This is a genomic window from Flavobacterium sp. 9AF (assembly GCF_902506265.1).
In the GTDB taxonomy this organism is placed as follows: Bacteria; Bacteroidota; Bacteroidia; order Flavobacteriales; family Flavobacteriaceae; genus Flavobacterium.
Window position 1 is genome coordinate 2,699,482 of the sequence record NZ_LR733556.1, and the last position, 17,011, is coordinate 2,716,492.

Here is a 17,011-nt window from a genome sequence, read left to right on the forward strand (position 1 = left end):
ATATTATTTTTAAACTCTGAATGGCAAATTTATAGAAACTATTTTTTAGTTTCTATATTTTTCTATAATGTTTTGAACTGTTTTTTTCTTCCAAATGGTAGGAAAATTTTCTTCAATAATCGTATGATTCTTGAAATTAATTCTCAAACCATTATTTAGGTGAAAATTACCTTTTTTAGTATCTTTATTTAAATGATATAATCCACCTAGACGATATTCAATTTCAAATTCATCTGGAAAAACTTCTGAGGCTTGTAAAAGAATTTCTATAGCATTATCATATTCTCCTAATTCTTGTAACATTTGCGACCAAAGTATAAAAGTGTCTAAATGAATATCTCCATTTTCAAAGGCTTTTCTGTAACCAAGTTCTGCTTCCTCGTAAAATTGCAATCCTTGATTGATAGCTGCATATCTTTTCCAATATAGGCTATTATCACCATCTATTCCTAAAGCTTTATTAACATAATAAATGGCTTTTTGGAAATTTTTCTGACGAATATAAAAATCAGTAATGGCAATCCATGCTTTGTCTAAAAGTGGATCTTCATGCACTGTTCTAAGGTAATATTTTAATGCGATTTCTTTTTCACCAAGTTTCTCGTAACATTTACCTACTCTCAATAATGCAAAAGAGGTTGCATCATCTAACTCCATAGTTACGTTGTAGCATACTATGGCTTCTTCATATCTTTTTAATTTTTCAAGTCCTTTGGCTTTTTCAAGATAGGCACCTAAAAAAGATTCATCAATAAGGGTAGCATAATCAAAAGCCCAAACGGACTTTTCATAATTTTTTAAAGCATAATATTGTCTCCCTAATTGGTGCCAAGCTACTTCACTATAAGGTTTTTTATCAATAAAACGCTCTAGGTATTCAATAGCTTCATTATTTTGATCTAAAAAATCAAAGCAATAGATAATGTTATATAAAGCGGAATAATCCTCTGGATCTTCATCTAAACATTTAATAAAATATTCTTTCGCTTTTTCTAATTCATCCATGAAAAGATATTCCATACCAATCATAGAAAATACATCTGCGTAATCATCGGTAAATTCTAATGCTGTTTTTAAAGACTCTATTGCCTTTTCATGTAAATCTCTTTTCGAAAAAATATTGGCTTGTTGAATATAAATTTCTTCGTTGGTAGGTTCAATAGCAAATAATTCGGTGAGGATTTTTTCAGCTATATCTAATTTATCCTCATAGATTAGCATTTCTACTTGTACTAGCCTTAATCCTGTTGACTTTGGATGTTGTTCTTGACCTAATTTTAATGCTTTTTTAGCTAAATTCATTCGGCCTGTATCCATATAATGAAGAATAATATCTTCAAATTCTTCTGAATCAAAGAAAAAAACTTTATTCGTTTTTAGCATTGACTCAAATTTAGATAAGGATAAATTGTTTTCTTCTTCTTCATGACTCAATCTCATACCATTCAATTTTATAAGTTTTGTCTTATATTAAAGATAAGACTTTTAATTTTTTTTTGCAATTTTAATACGAATTGTTTTAAACAATTTAATTAACAATTACGACTAGGATACTAATAGATAAATTCTAAGTAATAGTTTTTTTAAATCTAGCCTATTATTTAATATTATTTAATATTATTTAATACTTCAAGAATGATGCCACATCCTTTTTCGATCTCTTCTTTTGAAATTGTAAGAGGTGGTGTGATGCGAATGGCCTTTCCTTCAAATAAAAGCCAAAATAAGATAAGTCCTTTTTTATGACATTCCAAAATGACTTGGTTCGTAATTTCAGGACTTTCTGTCATGGCAGCGAGCATTAAGCCTTTTCCTCTAATTTCTTTAATCAGAGGATGAACCAATAGTTTTCTAAAAAGTTGTTCTTTTTCCAATGCTTCTTCCATGAGATTACTTTCTGTAATTTCTTGGAGAGTAGCTAAAGCAGCGGCAGCAATAACTGGATGACCTCCAAAAGTAGTAATGTGTCCTAGTTTAGGATCATGACTTAATAAATCCATCATCTCGGATGATGCAGTAAAAGCCCCTACTGGCATACCGCTGGCCATTCCTTTACCCATAACAACAACATCTGGAACCATATTGTAGTTTTCAAAACCAAATAGCTTTCCTGTTCGACCAAAACCGGGTTGGATTTCATCTAAAATTAATACGGCACCTACTTCGTCACAACGTTTTCTTACCTTTACTAGATAATCGTTTTCAGGCTGAATAAAACCAGCTCCACCTTGTATCGTTTCAAGTAGTACACCAGCTGTTTTGGTAGTTATTTTTTGTAAATCAGCTTCGTTGTTAAAAGTGATAAAATCAACATCGGGAATTAAAGGTCTGAAAATTTGTTTTCTTTCTTCATATCCCATTACACTCATGCTTCCCATTGTATTGCCATGATAAGCATGATGACATGAAATCCATTGACTTCTTCCAGTAACTCTGCGAGCTAATTTTAATGCTCCTTCAATTGCTTCTGTTCCAGAATTTACCAAATAGGTTTTGTTTAAAGGATTAGGTAGGTGAGAAGCTAATAATTTACATAATTCTGTTGCTGGTTTTTGAGCATATTCTCCATATACCATAACATGAGAATATCGATCTAATTGGTTTTTGATTGCTTCATTTACTCTTTTAGGCTGGTGTCCTAATGTATTAGCTGAAACACCTGCAACAAAGTCTAAATAAGGCTTTCCTTGAGAATCATAGATATAACTTCCTTCAGCATAAGAAATTTCTAAAGCCAAAGGGTGAGGTGAAGTTTGTGCTTGATATTTAAAAAAATCGTCTATCATTTTAAGTTGAATAAATCGAATGGTTTATCACTTTTTTTCTTTACTTTTTTCTTTAGGTTTTGGATTTTTTTTGTCAAAATCTAAAGTTTCTGGAAGAATTTCCATAGGTGTGTCTTCTTCCAAGCTTTTCTTTTTACTTTGGATTAATATTTCTTCATGGATTTTATTTTCATCTTCTGGAAAAATATCATCTTTAGATTTGATACGTTCGTCTCCTCTCCATATAAATCCTCTGAGTTTTCTGGCATTTTCTGGAAATTCACTTTCAGGATAAGTAAAAGCCTCCACATTAGTAAAAGCAGTTTGAGAGACTATTTGGTTATTTTCAAAAACAAAATTGAGTTTACTGCATTTCTTTTTGTCAATGCCTACTAGTTCATTTTTATCATTATACATATAGTATATCACTTCGGTGTTTTTGATAACATCAACTTCGCTCAATTTGTTTTCTTTAAATTTGCCATAGAGATATTGTCCTTTAATTTGGTTATATCCATTTTCACTTAAAGAATCTTTTTGTACAATAAATGCATTATTAATCACTTTAAGAGAATCCAATTGCTCACTAGTATTGTTTCCGATAAGATGCATTACATCTCCTGTCATCTGATTATCATTATTCCATAAAACAGGATTTCCAATGAGTTGGGTAAGAGCAGTTTTGTTATTCGAATGAATTGAATCGCATTTTCCACTCATGTCTGTTTTATAAAAACGAACGTTGTTAAAAGCTCTTATATTTCGATCTTCAGGAGGACCTGTTACTAATATTTTTTTTCCATGCATATATAAAGAATCATTTTCTACTTTAGTAATAACCACGGCTCTTTTGGTTAAAATAATGGAATCTTTTCTAGTAGTAGTATTTCGATACATTTCAGCATAGTGTCCTTTGGCAACCATATTATTAATGGTGTCCGTTATCTTTACATTGTTAATGCCTCTTGAAAAATTTCTTTTTTGATCATAATATAAATCATCTCCTTCAATAATCTTATTGTCATAAGTTATTTTGCTGTTTTTTTGAAGTTTTCCAATATCTTTATTGGTATCATAAAAACCATTTTCGGTATAAATTATATTGTCTTTACTTGTAATAGTTGATGGTCCAAAAACATAGGCATGGCCTGAGTTTTCATAAAAATCTAAATGATTTGTCTTTATAACTGCCTTAGGGTTTGTAACAGTTACTGAAGAAGTAAATTGGTATTTTTTTGAATCTAGATAATAACGACCTGATTTACTTTTTAATGTATTTTCTTTATTTACAATGGTACCATAGCTATTGTAAAATGCTACTTGTTTTTTCTTGTCAAAAAAAATGGTATCAGTTGTTAAAGTTGATTCAGGAGATCGTAAGTAAACGTCTCCAGTTGCAAAAGCAAACTCGTCTTTTCCATCATATTCTGCATAACGACTGTTCATTGTAATGGAATCGCCTTGATTAATTTGCACATTACCAAATGCTTTTACATAATTTTCATCTGTAAAATAGTAGGCTTTATTGCAGTTTATTTTCGTACCTTTATGAATAACTCTTACATTTCCAGTGAATACTGTTGCACCAGGAATTTCATATTGATTCATGTCAATAAAATCGGAGTGCTCAATAATAATTTTATCTGATTCTTGAGCAATGTTTTTACTCTTAGATTCAGAAGTGTTTTTTTGTGCAAAGGCAACTATTCCTAAAAGGAAAAAACTTAAAATAAAATAAGTGAATCTTTTCAAACTATTAATTTTGGTTCAAAAATAAGTAAAAAGAAGAAGAAGCGAATCGTATTAAGAATTTTTTATAATAAAAAACGCTTTCATAAAGAAAGCGTTTCAATTTTTTATTTTATAATGGTCTGTTTTCTATCTGGACCTACAGAAATTACGCTAATAGGTACTTCAAGTTCTTTTTCAATAAATTCGATATACTCTTTTAATTCAATAGGAAGTTCTTCATAAGTTGTCATACCAGTTAAATCTGCTTGCCAACCTTTCATAGTTGTAAAAATAGGTTCTACATTTTCTGGTTCAATATTATAGGGTAAGTGTTGTATTTCTTTACCTTTGTATTTGTAAGAAGTGCAAATATCTAGCGTTTCAAAACCAGATAATACATCTCCTTTCATCATGTACAATTGGGTTACACCATTTACCTGCACTGCGTATTTTAAAGCTACTAGGTCTAGCCATCCACATCTTCTTGGGCGTCCAGTTACTGCACCAAATTCATTCCCTACACGTGCCATGGTTTTTCCTTCTTCATTAAAAAGTTCGGTAGGGAAAGGACCACTTCCTACACGAGTTGTATAGGCTTTAAAAATACCATAAACTTCTTTTACTCTATTAGGAGCGATTCCTAAACCTGTACAGGCACCTGCGGCTGTAGTATTTGAAGAAGTTACAAATGGATACGTTCCAAAATCTACATCTAATAGTGAACCTTGTGCTCCTTCTGCCAGAATTGATTTTCCCTCTTTTAAAGCTTTGTTTAAATATTCTTCACTGTCAATAAAAGTAAGTTTTTTTAATCCTTCAATTGCATCAAAAAATTCTTCTTCCATTTCTTTTAGGTCATATTCTAAAGCAACATCATAAAATGCAATCATAGCTTCATGTTTATCAGCTAATGCTCTATAACGTGTTTTGAAATCTTCTAATTCAATATCACCTACACGTAAACCATTTCTTCCAGTTTTATCCATGTAAGTGGGTCCAATTCCTTTTAAAGTAGAACCAATTTTTGCTTTTCCTTTTGATGCTTCAGATGCTGCATCTAAAAGACGATGAGTAGGTAAAATAAGGTGTGCTTTTCTTGAAATAAATAATTTAGATTTTACATCCATATTGAATTTTTCAAGACCTTCTAATTCTTTTTGGAAGACCACTGGGTCAATTACAACACCGTTTCCAATAATATTAATTGCATTTTTATGAAAAATTCCAGATGGAATGGTTCTTAAAACATGCTTTATACCATCAAATTCTAAAGTGTGGCCAGCATTTGGTCCACCTTGAAAGCGAGCAATAATATCATATTTTGAAGTTAATACATCGACGATTTTTCCTTTTCCTTCGTCACCCCATTGAAGCCCTAATAATAAATCTACGGTCATTGTAATCTTAGTTGTTTGTCGTTTAGTTTATTTAAGCAGTTATTTAATTTCTGTTTCTTTTTTTGTACCATAGAAATATAAAGAATGATTTTGGATGTTTATTCCAAACATGTCTTCCATGGTTTGTTTAATTTGTTGTATTCTAGGATCACAAAACTCAATTACTTCGCCAGTATCGGTTAAAATAATATGATCATGTTGTTTGTCGAAATATGATTTTTCATAATGCGCTTGGTTTTGGCCAAATTGATGACGTCTAACTAAACCACATTCTAAAAGTAATTCAATAGTGTTGTAAAGTGTCGCTCTACTTACTCGATAATTTTTATTTTTCATTTTGATATAAAGTGATTCAATATCAAAATGTTCTTTTGAATTGTATATTTCCTGAAGAATGGCGTAACGCTCTGGGGTTTTTCTATGTGCTTTTTCTTCGAGGTATTTGGTAAATACGTTTTTTACAATTTCTTGATTTTTATTGTTTTCCATTTGGTTAACTAAATAAATGCAAAGATAGGCAAACTTAAAGGTTACTACCTATTAGTTAAGATTTTTTTTTAACAAAACTTCTTGATAAGTTTGAGAAAATCTATTCCTTTGTTTTTTTATTTGAGGGTTAATTTTGATAAATGCGAGTTACTTTATCAATTCCATCCACTTTTTTAATGTTGTCAATAAGTCGTTTTAAGATCGTGTTATTGGGAACAATTACGGTAATTTTACCATTAAAAACACCTGCTTTTCCACTAAGAGCAATGTTTTCTATGTTTACATGCATTTGATTAGAAATGACTTTAGTAAGTTCATTAGTTAGCCCCAAAGTATCCATTCCGGTTATATTTAACATGGCTCTAAATTCTTCTTGACTTGAATCTATCCATTTGGCTGGAATAATTCGGTAGGCATAATTAGATTGTAAACTAATTGCATTTGGACAATCTTTACGATGCACTTTAATACCTTCACTAATTGTGATAAAACCAAAAACTTCATCTCCAGGAATCGGGTTGCAGCAAGAAGACAATTTATAATCGAGTTTTTCTTGATCCACACCAAAAACCAGCATATCATATTTTTTGCTGATTTCATTTTTCTCGATTTGTTCTGGTTTAGAATTGTTAGTTCTATTGAAAGGTTTTTTTAAAAAGTTTACTAAAGTATTGCTTTTTTGTGCCGCATAATCTTTTAATTTCTGATTTTCAATAGCTCCAATTCCTACACGGTAGAATAAATCTAAACTAGTTTGTAATTTAAAATAATTAACTAACTCGTTTACTGTAGTTTCGTTTAATGTTATTTTAAGGTGACGAAGTTTACGATTTAATATTTCTTTTCCTTCTTCAGCTACTTTTTTAGTATTTTCATTGAGTGAATTTTTAATTTTGTTTTTCGCTCTAGAAGTGGTTACATAATCTAGCCATTGAACTGTAGGTTTTTGGTTGGGTGAAGTGATAATTTCAACCTGGTCACCGCTGTTTAAAACATAGTTTAAAGGAACCAATTTACCATTTACTCTTGTTCCTCTTGTTTTGGAACCAATATCTGTATGAATACTAAAAGCAAAATCAAGAGTTGTAGCCCCTTTTGGAAGTGATTTTAAATCACCTTTAGGCGTAAAAACATAAATTTCCTTAGAATATAAATTGAGTTTGAAATCTTCTACAAAATCTACAGCATTGGCAGCCTGACTTTCGAGTGCTTCTTTCAATTGGTTTAGCCAAATTTCTAATCCGTGTTCTTCAGCACCTACACCTTTATATTTATAATGAGCTGCATATCCTTTTTCTGCAATCTCATCCATACGTTCACTTCGAACTTGTATTTCAACCCATCTTCCTTTTGGTCCCATCACCGTAATGTGAAGTGCTTCATATCCAGTTGATTTTGGAGACGAAATCCAATCGCGCAAACGACTAGGACTAGGTCGGTAATGATCGGTAACCACAGAATATATTTTCCAAGCTAAAAATTTTTCATCATGAGGATTGGATTTATAAATGATACGTAAAGCAAATTTATCATATACTTCATCAAAAGTTACTCCTTGAGCTCTCATTTTTCGACGAATGGAATAAATTGATTTTGGTCGTCCTTTAATGGTGAAATTAATCCCTTCCTCTTCTAAAGATTTTGATAGCACATCAGAAATAGTTTTTATATAGGCATCTTGTTCTTGTTTGGTTTCCTTAATTTTGCTTACAATTTCTTTGTAAATTTCTGGTTCTGTATATTTTAAACCTAAATCTTCCAATTGTGTTTTTATATTATATAAGCCTAAACGATGGGCTAAAGGAGCATAAATATATAGCGTTTCAGAAGCGATTTTGGCTTGTTTGTATTCTGCCATACTATCCATAGTCTGCATATTGTGCAAACGATCAGCAATTTTTATCAATATTACTCTAACATCATCATTAAGGGTAAGTAACATTTTACGGAAATTTTCTGCTTGAACAGAAACGTCTTGATCCGTTTTTACTTTAGCAATTTTGGTTAATCCTTCTACAATTTTTGCAATATTAGGATTAAACATTTTGGTAATATCTTCAACGGTTATGTCTGTATCTTCTACTACATCATGCATTAGAGCTGCAGCGATTGATGTGGCACCCAAACCAATTTCTGAAGCTACAATTTTAGCCACAGCAATAGGATGGAAGATATAGGCTTCACCAGATTTTCTTCTTTGGTCTTTATGTGCGTCTACGGCAACATCAAAAGCTTTTCGGATTAACTTTTTATCTTCTGTTGTAAGTGTTTGATAACTAATGCGAAGTAGTTCTTTGTACTCTTGAGCAATAGCCTTGTTTTCTGCTTCTAAATCAATCTCAGTCATAGGGCAATTTAATAACAGTTAAAGTTAAGACAAAGTTATGGATTGTGCAATAGGGAATTTTGAAATCAGAATTTAGTTAAAAGTTTACCTTTTACTAGCAACCAACAACTACTCACCAAAATACAACCACTTTTGTTAAAACCCTCTTTGTCTTTTGGCTTCAAAAAGTAAAATGGCTGCTGCTACAGAAACATTCATGGAATCAATTTCCCCTTGCATAGGTATTATGATATTTTGAGTACTTTCTTTTCTCCAAGTTTCTGTTAAGCCTGTTGCTTCTGTACCTACTACAATTGCAGTAGGAGTAGTATAATCTACTTTATGGTATTCGTTAGAATTTTGTAAAGTAGCACTATAAAAGGCAATCTGATTTTCTTTTAGAAAGGCAATCACTTCTTCAGAAGTTCCAGTTGCTATTTGTCGGGTAAACAAACACCCTACGCTAGAACGTACAATATTTGGATTGTATAAATCACTTTTTGGATTGGCAATAATTACCGCATCAATATTAGCCGCATCTGCGGTTCGTAATAAGGCACCTATATTGCCAGGTTTTTCTGGAGCTTCTGCAATTAATACTAAAGGATTTTTACTTAATTTTAAATCGGATAGATGCAATGATTTGGATTGGGCTACAGCCAAAATACCTTCGGTGGTGTCTCGATACGCTAATTTTTGATATACCTCTTTAGAAATTTCAATTCTTTCAATATTAGAACTTTCGAAACTTTGATAATCTGTATTTTGCATTACATCAGGACAAAAAAGTAAGGTGTTTAAGACATAACCTCCTTTGATGGCTAATTCAATTTCTCTTTTTCCTTCAATAAGAAAAGTACCTGTTTGCTTTCTGGTTTTGGCTTTTTCTTGTAATTGAACTAATGATTTAATATATGAATTTTGTGCAGAAGTAATTTGTTTCATCAAAGAAATTATTTGAATGCAAAATTACAAAAGATAATTGTATTTTCTATAAATGAAAAAATCTCACTTCAAGAATGATAGTGAGATTTTTAATATTTAAATCTAGTTATTTTTACTTTTTGTTTTGAGCTTCAAACTTTTCTTTATAACGATCGTATAACTCGGTTTGATGACTTTCTAAACTAATGTTTCGGCCATCAATAAAAGCTTGAGTAACCTGATTGGAAGTCATATCTAGTGCATCTCCTTCAGAAATGAATAAGGTAGCACTTTTTCCTACTTCTAAAGTACCATATTGTATATCGATACCTAGAATTTTAGCTGTATTTGAAGTGATTAATTGCAATGCTTTTTCTTTTTCCATTCCCCAAGCTACGCAAGTTCCTGCATAAAAAGGTAAATTTCTAATTTGCATGCGCTCCATATCACCTGCATTTTGAAGTCCCACTAAAATTCCTGCATCGTCTAATAGCTTAGCGTTTTTGTAAGGTAGATTTACATCTTCATCTTCTAATAATGGTAAGTCGTGAACCCTTCTTAATAAAACAGAAACATTATTTTCTTTTAATAATGGAATGTTTTTAAAAGCGTAATAACCACCTACTAAAGTCATTCTTTGAATGTTATTTTTCTTTTTAAATACAATGGCATCCACAATTTCTTTTTCTCCATCAACATGTACAAAAAGTGTTTTATCTCCTGTGTCTAATCCTTTCATAGCTTCGTAAGGAATATCTCTTACAGCAGGATTGGCTACAAAATAAGCTTTCGCATCATTAAAGAAATCTTGAATTTCAGTAACTTGTTTGTCATAATTTTTATTAGGTTCGATACCTCCTGGTTCTGCCCACCAACCTGATCTAGAGAAACTTCTTGGCCAACTTAAGTGAATTCCATCATTTTCTTTAATAACAGCATCTTCCCAGTTCCAAGCATCTAATTGTACTACTGATGAAGTTCCAGAAATGCGTCCGCCTCTTGGCGCAATTTGTGCTAATAGCACACCATTAGGTCTGGCAGCTTCCACTAAACCGGATTCTGTATTATAAGCAATAATACTCCTAATATGAGGATTCATTTCGCCCATTTCACTTTCATCATTAGAAGCTTTTACAGCGTCAATTTCAACGAGACCTAATGTAGCATTGGCACCAATAAAACCGGGATAAATATGTTTTTTTGATGCATCAATATACACATCATGCTTTTCTGGTTTGAAATTGGTTCCTTCTTGGATCATTGCAATTTTCCCTTCTTTGATAGAAATAATGCTGTTTTCAATTATTTTTCCATTACCTAGATGTGCCTTTCCACCGGTAATTAAAATCGTTTGGGTTTGTTTTGGAGCAGGTGTTTGTTGGCCAAAGGCAAAACAACTGACTGCTAATAGAAATATATATTTTTTCATAAGATTTCGTACTTTACAAATTATTGATATTTAGCATGAGAAACCACGCAGTTTTCACCTAAGGTATCACAATGGTAATGCCCCACATCTTTTTTCTTAGGAGCTTGAGTTTTTAAACCTTTATTTTTAGCTTCTAATAAATTGTTAGTCAATTCGCTTCTTTGTTTCTGAATAGAGGCTAGTGTTGCTTTTTCTTTTTCTAAATCGTAGAAAATAATTCCGTCTACTATGGTTTTTTCTGCTTTGGCATAAATAGATAATGGATTTGCGGTCCAAAGTACCACATCGGCATCTTTACCGACTTTAATACTACCTACTTTATCATCTACTTGTAATAATTTAGCAGGATTAAGCGTTACAAATTTCCAAGCTTCTTCTTCTGAAACATTCCCATATTTTACTGCTTTTCCTGCTTCTTGGTTTAAACGTCGAGACATTTCAGCATCATCAGAATTGATCGAAACGACCACACCTTGACCGTTCATTAAAGCAGCATTGTAAGGAATTGCATCTTTTACTTCATATTTATAACCCCACCAATCTGCAAAAGTAGAACCACCTACACCATGTTCTGCCATTTTATCAGCCACTTTGTAACCTTCTAAAATGTGAGTAAACGTTTGGATTTTGAAATTAAAACGTTCTGCAAGTTTCATTAACATATTAATTTCAGATTGTACATAAGAGTGACAAGTAATAAAACGTTTTTTATCTAAAATTTGTCCTAAAACTTCCATCTCAATATCAAAACGAGGCGCTACTTTATTTTTTGCTTTGCTTGCATTGTAGTTTGCCCATTCTTTTTTGTATTCTAAGGCTCTTGAAAAATAATCTTCATATACTTGTTCCACACCCATTCTAGTTTGTGGAAAACGACCGCTTCCCCAATTGGATTGTTTTACATTTTCTCCCAAAGCAAATTTGATGTATTTAGGAGCGTCTTTTACTAGCATTTCATCTGGAGTGTAACCCCATTTTAATTTTATGAATGCCGCACGACCTCCAATTGGATTGGCAGAACCATGTAATAGATTCGCTGAAGTAACACCACCAGAAAGGTTTCTGTATATATTAATATCATCAGAGTTTACAACGTCTTCAATCGTTACTTCTGCTGAGGAATTTTGGCCACCCTCATTTACACCTCTAGAAATAGCAATATGCGAATGTTCATCAATGATACCCGCTGTTAAATGTTTACCAGTTGCATCTACGATTTTTGCATTTGGAACTGAAATATTCTTGCCAATTTGCGCAATCTTACCGTTTTGAATTAATACATCCGTTTCTGTAAGCGTTCCTTCTTTTTCACCCGTCCAAACCGTTGCGTTTTTAAACAAAATGGTTTCTTGCGTTGGTTTTACTGTATTTCCATAGGCGATATTTGGATAGGTAACTGGAACCATTTCTGGAACTTTTTTATCGTCTTTTTTGTCTTCTTTTTTGTCTTCTTTTTTATCTTCTTTACCTTCTTTTTTTGTAGCTGTCCAAGCGGTTTCTACACCATTTTCAAGCACTGCCTTTCCATCTAAAGTAGTTTTGTTTTTTATTCCTGATAAGCGATAAAAAGAAGTTGTAGTCGTATCTTTCGTTTTAATAACTAAAGTAATCCAAGGTTCTTTATAGGTTAATTTCGTTCCGTAGTTGATACTGTCTTTGCTAATTTTTGCATCTAATTTGTCTAATTCACCTGTGATAGCAAGCTCAAATGTTTGTTGGTTAAACACCAAATCATAAGTACCACGAATATCGTCCACATTCATTTTGTCTAAGATATTTCTATTTCCTTGCACCCAATTTTCATGAATGGTACTTTTATCGTCGAAAATATCTCCAGAAGCAATGATAAAGTTAGCTAAAGCTCCTTTTTTCAAGACACCCAATGCATCTGATTGATTTAAGATTTTTGCAGGTGTTTCCGTTAAAGCTGCTAAGGCTTTTTCTTTGGGTAAACCATATAAAACAGCTTTTCTAAGATTATCTAAAAAGTCTTTTGGTTTTTTATTATCGTTAGCTGTCAACACAAAATTGATATTGTTTTCGGCTAATATTTTTAAGTTGAAAGGGGCTTGGTTCCAAAATTTCATATCACTTAAACTCACTTGCTGTGCCAAATAAGGATCAGAAACATCATACGCTTCGGGGAAATCTAAAGGAATAATATAGGTTGCTCCTGTTTTTTTAATTTCGGCAATCTTTTCGAATTCGTCTCCGCTACCTTTGATGATATAGTTTACACCAAATTCTTTTCCAATTTTATCTGCTCTTAATTTGTTTAAAATATCACCTGCGTCAAAAATTTGAATTAAGTTTTTATTGGCATTGAAACTTTCTAACGATAAATCTTTCGTTTTTGAAGCACCTGTTGCATACCATTTTGCATCGTGGTACACTTGGCGAATTAAAGCCATACTTCCCATTAAAGAAGAAGGATAACTTTGATTGCTTAATTTACTTCTATCGAAAGTAAAGTGTTGCGAAACTTTCGTATTTAAAATTCGTTTCGAATTATTATCGGTATCATTTAAAGTCCAAAGTAGTCCGGTTCCTGCAATGATACCATCATTGGAATGACTTAGAACAGTTCCAAAACCAACTTCACGAAGTGAACCAGCGGCTTTATCATCGTATTTTAAATTTTCATACGCATTGAATTCTGGTTTGATATGGTCGTTCCAATAGTAACCTTCTCTAGAAGCATCGTATTGGGTTACGAAACCTCTTCTTGGAGCAGGTTGCGGTTTATCGATACCAAATTCGCTGTAGATGTCGATGAAAGAAGGGTAAATGGTTTTACCAGTAGCATCAATGATAGTTGCGTTTTTAGGAAGGGTAACATTGGTACCTACTTCAATAATTTTACCCTCTTTACATAAAAGCGTGGCATTTTCCAGTTTTTGTGTGGGTGACACATAAATAGTTGCGTGGGTAATGGCAACATGGTTTTTAAAAGATTGTTTTACACCATCATTTTTAGGAAAGTAATCTTGAGCGTTTCCAAAAAAGGATAATAATAAAACAAATAAGAACGTATAGATTCTCATAAGTCTATTTTTGATTAGGTTTGGTTTAGGGATTAAATATAGGAAGAATTACCTTTTAGCTGATTAAAGGGGTTTTATTTTTAGATTTTTTTAACGTTTTTTGTTTTTATATCAATTTGCATATATTTTTTGTGAAAATATATTAAAATTAGACAATTTTCATTTATCTATAGATTGTGTTTGTTTAACGAAACTACCTTTTTACTTATCTAAAAATAAAGTTCATTTCCTATGGTTGATGTAATTTTAATTATAATTTAAAAGCAAAAGCCATGAAAAACTTTACTAAACTTTTTTTACTACGAGCATTAATTCTGGGATTTCTGTTTTTCAATACTAAAGTGGTTTCTCAAAATGAACCTTTTAATTGCGTTGAAAACGCTTATCTTTTCCAGATGAATGATATCTATGCCATAGATTTAGCATCAGGTATTTCAACCCTAGTGGCAACAGATGTTACTCCTGGAAATATTAATGCAGCAGCTTATAATCCTACAGATGGCTACATGTGGGGTTATCTAAGTACACCTTCTAATACTATTGTAAGAATTGGTAATGATTTTTCTGTCACAACTTATTACATACCTGAATTGACTACAGGAAGTAAATATGTTGGAGATATAAGTAGTAATGGTATATATTATTTTAAAGCTTCTGGTAGTACTTACTACAAAGTAGATTTGAATCCTTCTTCTCCAACCTATACGCAATATTTATCTACAGAAAGTCTTTCTTTAAGTTTAAATGTTCATGACTGGGCTTTTAATGCTGTAGATGGACAATTATATAGTGTAGAACAAGCTACCAATATTTTATATCGAATAAATCCGAGTAATGGAGTGGTAACTTCTTTAGGAGAAGTTCCTATTTTAGCTGGAATGAATTATACTTATGGTGCGGTTTATTTTGATTCAGATGGTGCATTTTATGTATCTTCTAATCAAACAGGAACAATATATATTATTGATCAAGTTCAAAACTTAACAGGTTCAAATTCGATTAGTTCTAATTTATTTGCTTTTGGACCTTCTAGTTCGAGTAATGATGGAGCACGTTGTCCAACAGCCTCAGTACCTAAGGAAGATTGTTCCAATGGAATTGATGATGATGGAGATGGATTAGTGGATTGTGATGATCCTTCTTGTTCGGGATTTGGTTCTTGTCCTGTCATGGATGCTGTGAGTGGTGGAAATGAAGGAGGTTTAGAAAGTAATAATCGTTTAGTAGATTTGATTAAAAAGCGTAATTTTAATCGAGTAAAATCTAATTATTCTTTTGACTATACCAATGCAGAAAGGCTAACAAAATCTAGTAATTATTGTGTTAGAAGAGATGCAAATGCCGATTTTCAATTGATAGATTTTATACCGTTAGGAAGTATGGATGAAGATGAAGTATTAGAAACGACTCCAAATGATTTATTAGGAATTACGAATGCGACTGAAGTTTATGCAGCTGATTATTTAAAAAATAATAAACTTATTGCTTCAGTTTTGGCTTTAAAAACGGATAATGGGGTTTATGAGCATACTAAATATATTTGCGACCGATTAATTGGAGCAGAATTACTCAATGTTTCCACCATAGAAATAAATGACCAACCTTTTATTCGATCTATTATAAAGAATGCAGATGGTTCTATTGAATATGTATTGAGTTTGTCAGCAAAATTAACTCAAAATGAAACTAATTTTGGGATTGAGAGTCATTGGAATTTAGATAAATATGAATCGAATGTGAGTTTTTATAATTTCCAAATTTGGACTAATTCTTTAGATAATTTATTTTATATGGGTACTGAACTTTTGCATCTAATAGATGTACAAAGACCTATAACAACTTATAACAATTCACCAGCGCCAACCGTATTTGTAAGAAAAGGTAAGTATATGAATGGTGTTTTACAATTAGATATTGTAAATACCAATGAGACTGAACAAGTTATTTTTGATGCAGGTATTCGCACTTCGGAGACCAATGCAGTTAATTTAGTTTCAAATCCTATTTTGTTACAAAATAATACTATTTCATCTGTAAGTATTACAACAGGTAATTTATTTGATGTAGGTTTTAGAATAGGTGACGGCATACACACTCCAGATGATTTATTTTTATCTGATGGACCATGGGGTGTAGATGATGCTGCTTCAAGCACTCAAATAAATTCATTTCTAGTAGTACCGCAAACGACTTCTTATGAAAATGATGCTTTTGGAATTGAAAGAAATATAATTTTGTCTGCTAATACTAGTGAATATGTTGCGGTTTACAGAGGACTTACACCACGATTTAAAACTGTTGATTTGTCTGATTATGAGAGTTTTAAATTTACAGCAAAAGGAACAGGGAAAATGATGATTACTTTAGTAAAAGGAAGTATTAATACATGGGAATCACAATTTAGAACTACAATTGATTTGACAAATAATCTTGAAACTTATGCCTTGCCTTTATCTAGTTTTACTTCTACACTTGGTGGAACATTAGAATTAAATGATATTAAAACACTCGTTTTTACAATGATTTCTGAAAATGGCTCTTTAGTTACCAAAGAAATGCAGATTGAAAATGTACGTTTTTCAAAAGAGAAAGTAAAAATTTATAGTTTAGAAGATTTAGAAGAGGTGAGTTTGTATCCAAATCCAATGGATAATGCATCAGTAATTCAATTTGTAAGTCTTCAAGCAGAAAAAGTAACCTTATCTATATACAATCAGTTAGGTGCTTTAGTAAAACAATTACATGTTAATACAGTAGTTGGTAAAAATGAATTAATTATCGATAAAGATAATTTAAATACTGGTTTATATTTCTGTAACCTAGTTAGTTCTAGTTATGAATATAAAACGAGTAAGCTTCTTGTGAAGTAGTATTTTTTAGTTTTTATAGTTTTTTTGTTATTAGAT

The 17,011-nt window shown here is 31.7% G+C and carries 10 protein-coding genes; 1 reads left to right on the forward strand and 9 read right to left on the reverse strand.

Annotated features, from left to right (window positions below):
- Positions 1 to 45: 45 nt before the first annotated feature.
- The 9 genes from HALO113_RS12355 to HALO113_RS12395 form a co-directional block, all read right to left on the reverse strand.
- On the reverse strand, positions 46 to 1,440 hold the full coding sequence (locus HALO113_RS12355; RefSeq protein ID WP_159779307.1) for a lipopolysaccharide assembly protein LapB: 1,395 nt from the start codon (positions 1,438 to 1,440) through the stop codon (positions 46 to 48).
- A 167-nt stretch (positions 1,441 to 1,607) separates the two neighbouring features.
- A complete protein-coding gene (locus HALO113_RS12360; RefSeq protein ID WP_159779308.1) occupies positions 1,608 to 2,786 on the reverse strand; it encodes an aspartate aminotransferase family protein in 1,179 nt (392 codons plus the stop codon).
- A gap of 27 nt (positions 2,787 to 2,813) precedes the next feature.
- Positions 2,814 to 4,517 carry an OstA-like protein gene (locus HALO113_RS12365; protein WP_159779309.1) on the reverse strand — a complete coding sequence of 568 codons (1,704 nt, stop codon included), beginning with the start codon at positions 4,515 to 4,517 and terminating at the stop codon, positions 2,814 to 2,816.
- Positions 4,518 to 4,621: 104 nt separating this feature from the next.
- Positions 4,622 to 5,893, reverse strand: a complete 1,272-nt coding sequence (locus HALO113_RS12370) for an adenylosuccinate synthase (RefSeq protein ID WP_159779310.1) — start codon at positions 5,891 to 5,893, stop codon at positions 4,622 to 4,624.
- 39 nt (positions 5,894 to 5,932) lie between these two features.
- The gene (locus tag HALO113_RS12375; RefSeq protein ID WP_159779311.1) at positions 5,933 to 6,382 is read right to left on the reverse strand and encodes a Fur family transcriptional regulator; all 450 of its coding nucleotides are present in this window, start codon (positions 6,380 to 6,382) and stop codon (positions 5,933 to 5,935) included.
- 127 nt (positions 6,383 to 6,509) lie between these two features.
- Entirely contained in the window at positions 6,510 to 8,729 is a 2,220-nt protein-coding gene (locus tag HALO113_RS12380; protein WP_159779312.1) for a bifunctional (p)ppGpp synthetase/guanosine-3',5'-bis(diphosphate) 3'-pyrophosphohydrolase, read from the reverse strand.
- A gap of 135 nt (positions 8,730 to 8,864) precedes the next feature.
- On the reverse strand, positions 8,865 to 9,653 hold the full coding sequence (locus tag HALO113_RS12385; RefSeq protein WP_159779313.1) for an RNA methyltransferase: 789 nt from the start codon (positions 9,651 to 9,653) through the stop codon (positions 8,865 to 8,867).
- Positions 9,654 to 9,765: 112 nt separating this feature from the next.
- Positions 9,766 to 11,061: an amidohydrolase family protein gene (locus HALO113_RS12390; protein ID WP_159779314.1), complete on the reverse strand. Its 1,296-nt coding sequence runs from the start codon at positions 11,059 to 11,061 to the stop codon at positions 9,766 to 9,768.
- Positions 11,062 to 11,081: 20 nt separating this feature from the next.
- Positions 11,082 to 14,105 (reverse strand): amidohydrolase family protein, encoded by a 3,024-nt coding sequence (locus HALO113_RS12395; protein WP_159779315.1) that lies wholly within the window; start codon positions 14,103 to 14,105, stop codon positions 11,082 to 11,084.
- 272 nt (positions 14,106 to 14,377) lie between these two features.
- On the opposite strand from HALO113_RS12395, the gene HALO113_RS12400 reads away from it, so the two are divergent.
- Positions 14,378 to 16,975, forward strand: coding sequence for a T9SS type A sorting domain-containing protein (locus HALO113_RS12400; protein ID WP_159779316.1), 2,598 nt, complete (start codon positions 14,378 to 14,380; stop codon positions 16,973 to 16,975).
- Positions 16,976 to 17,011: the final 36 nt, after the last annotated feature.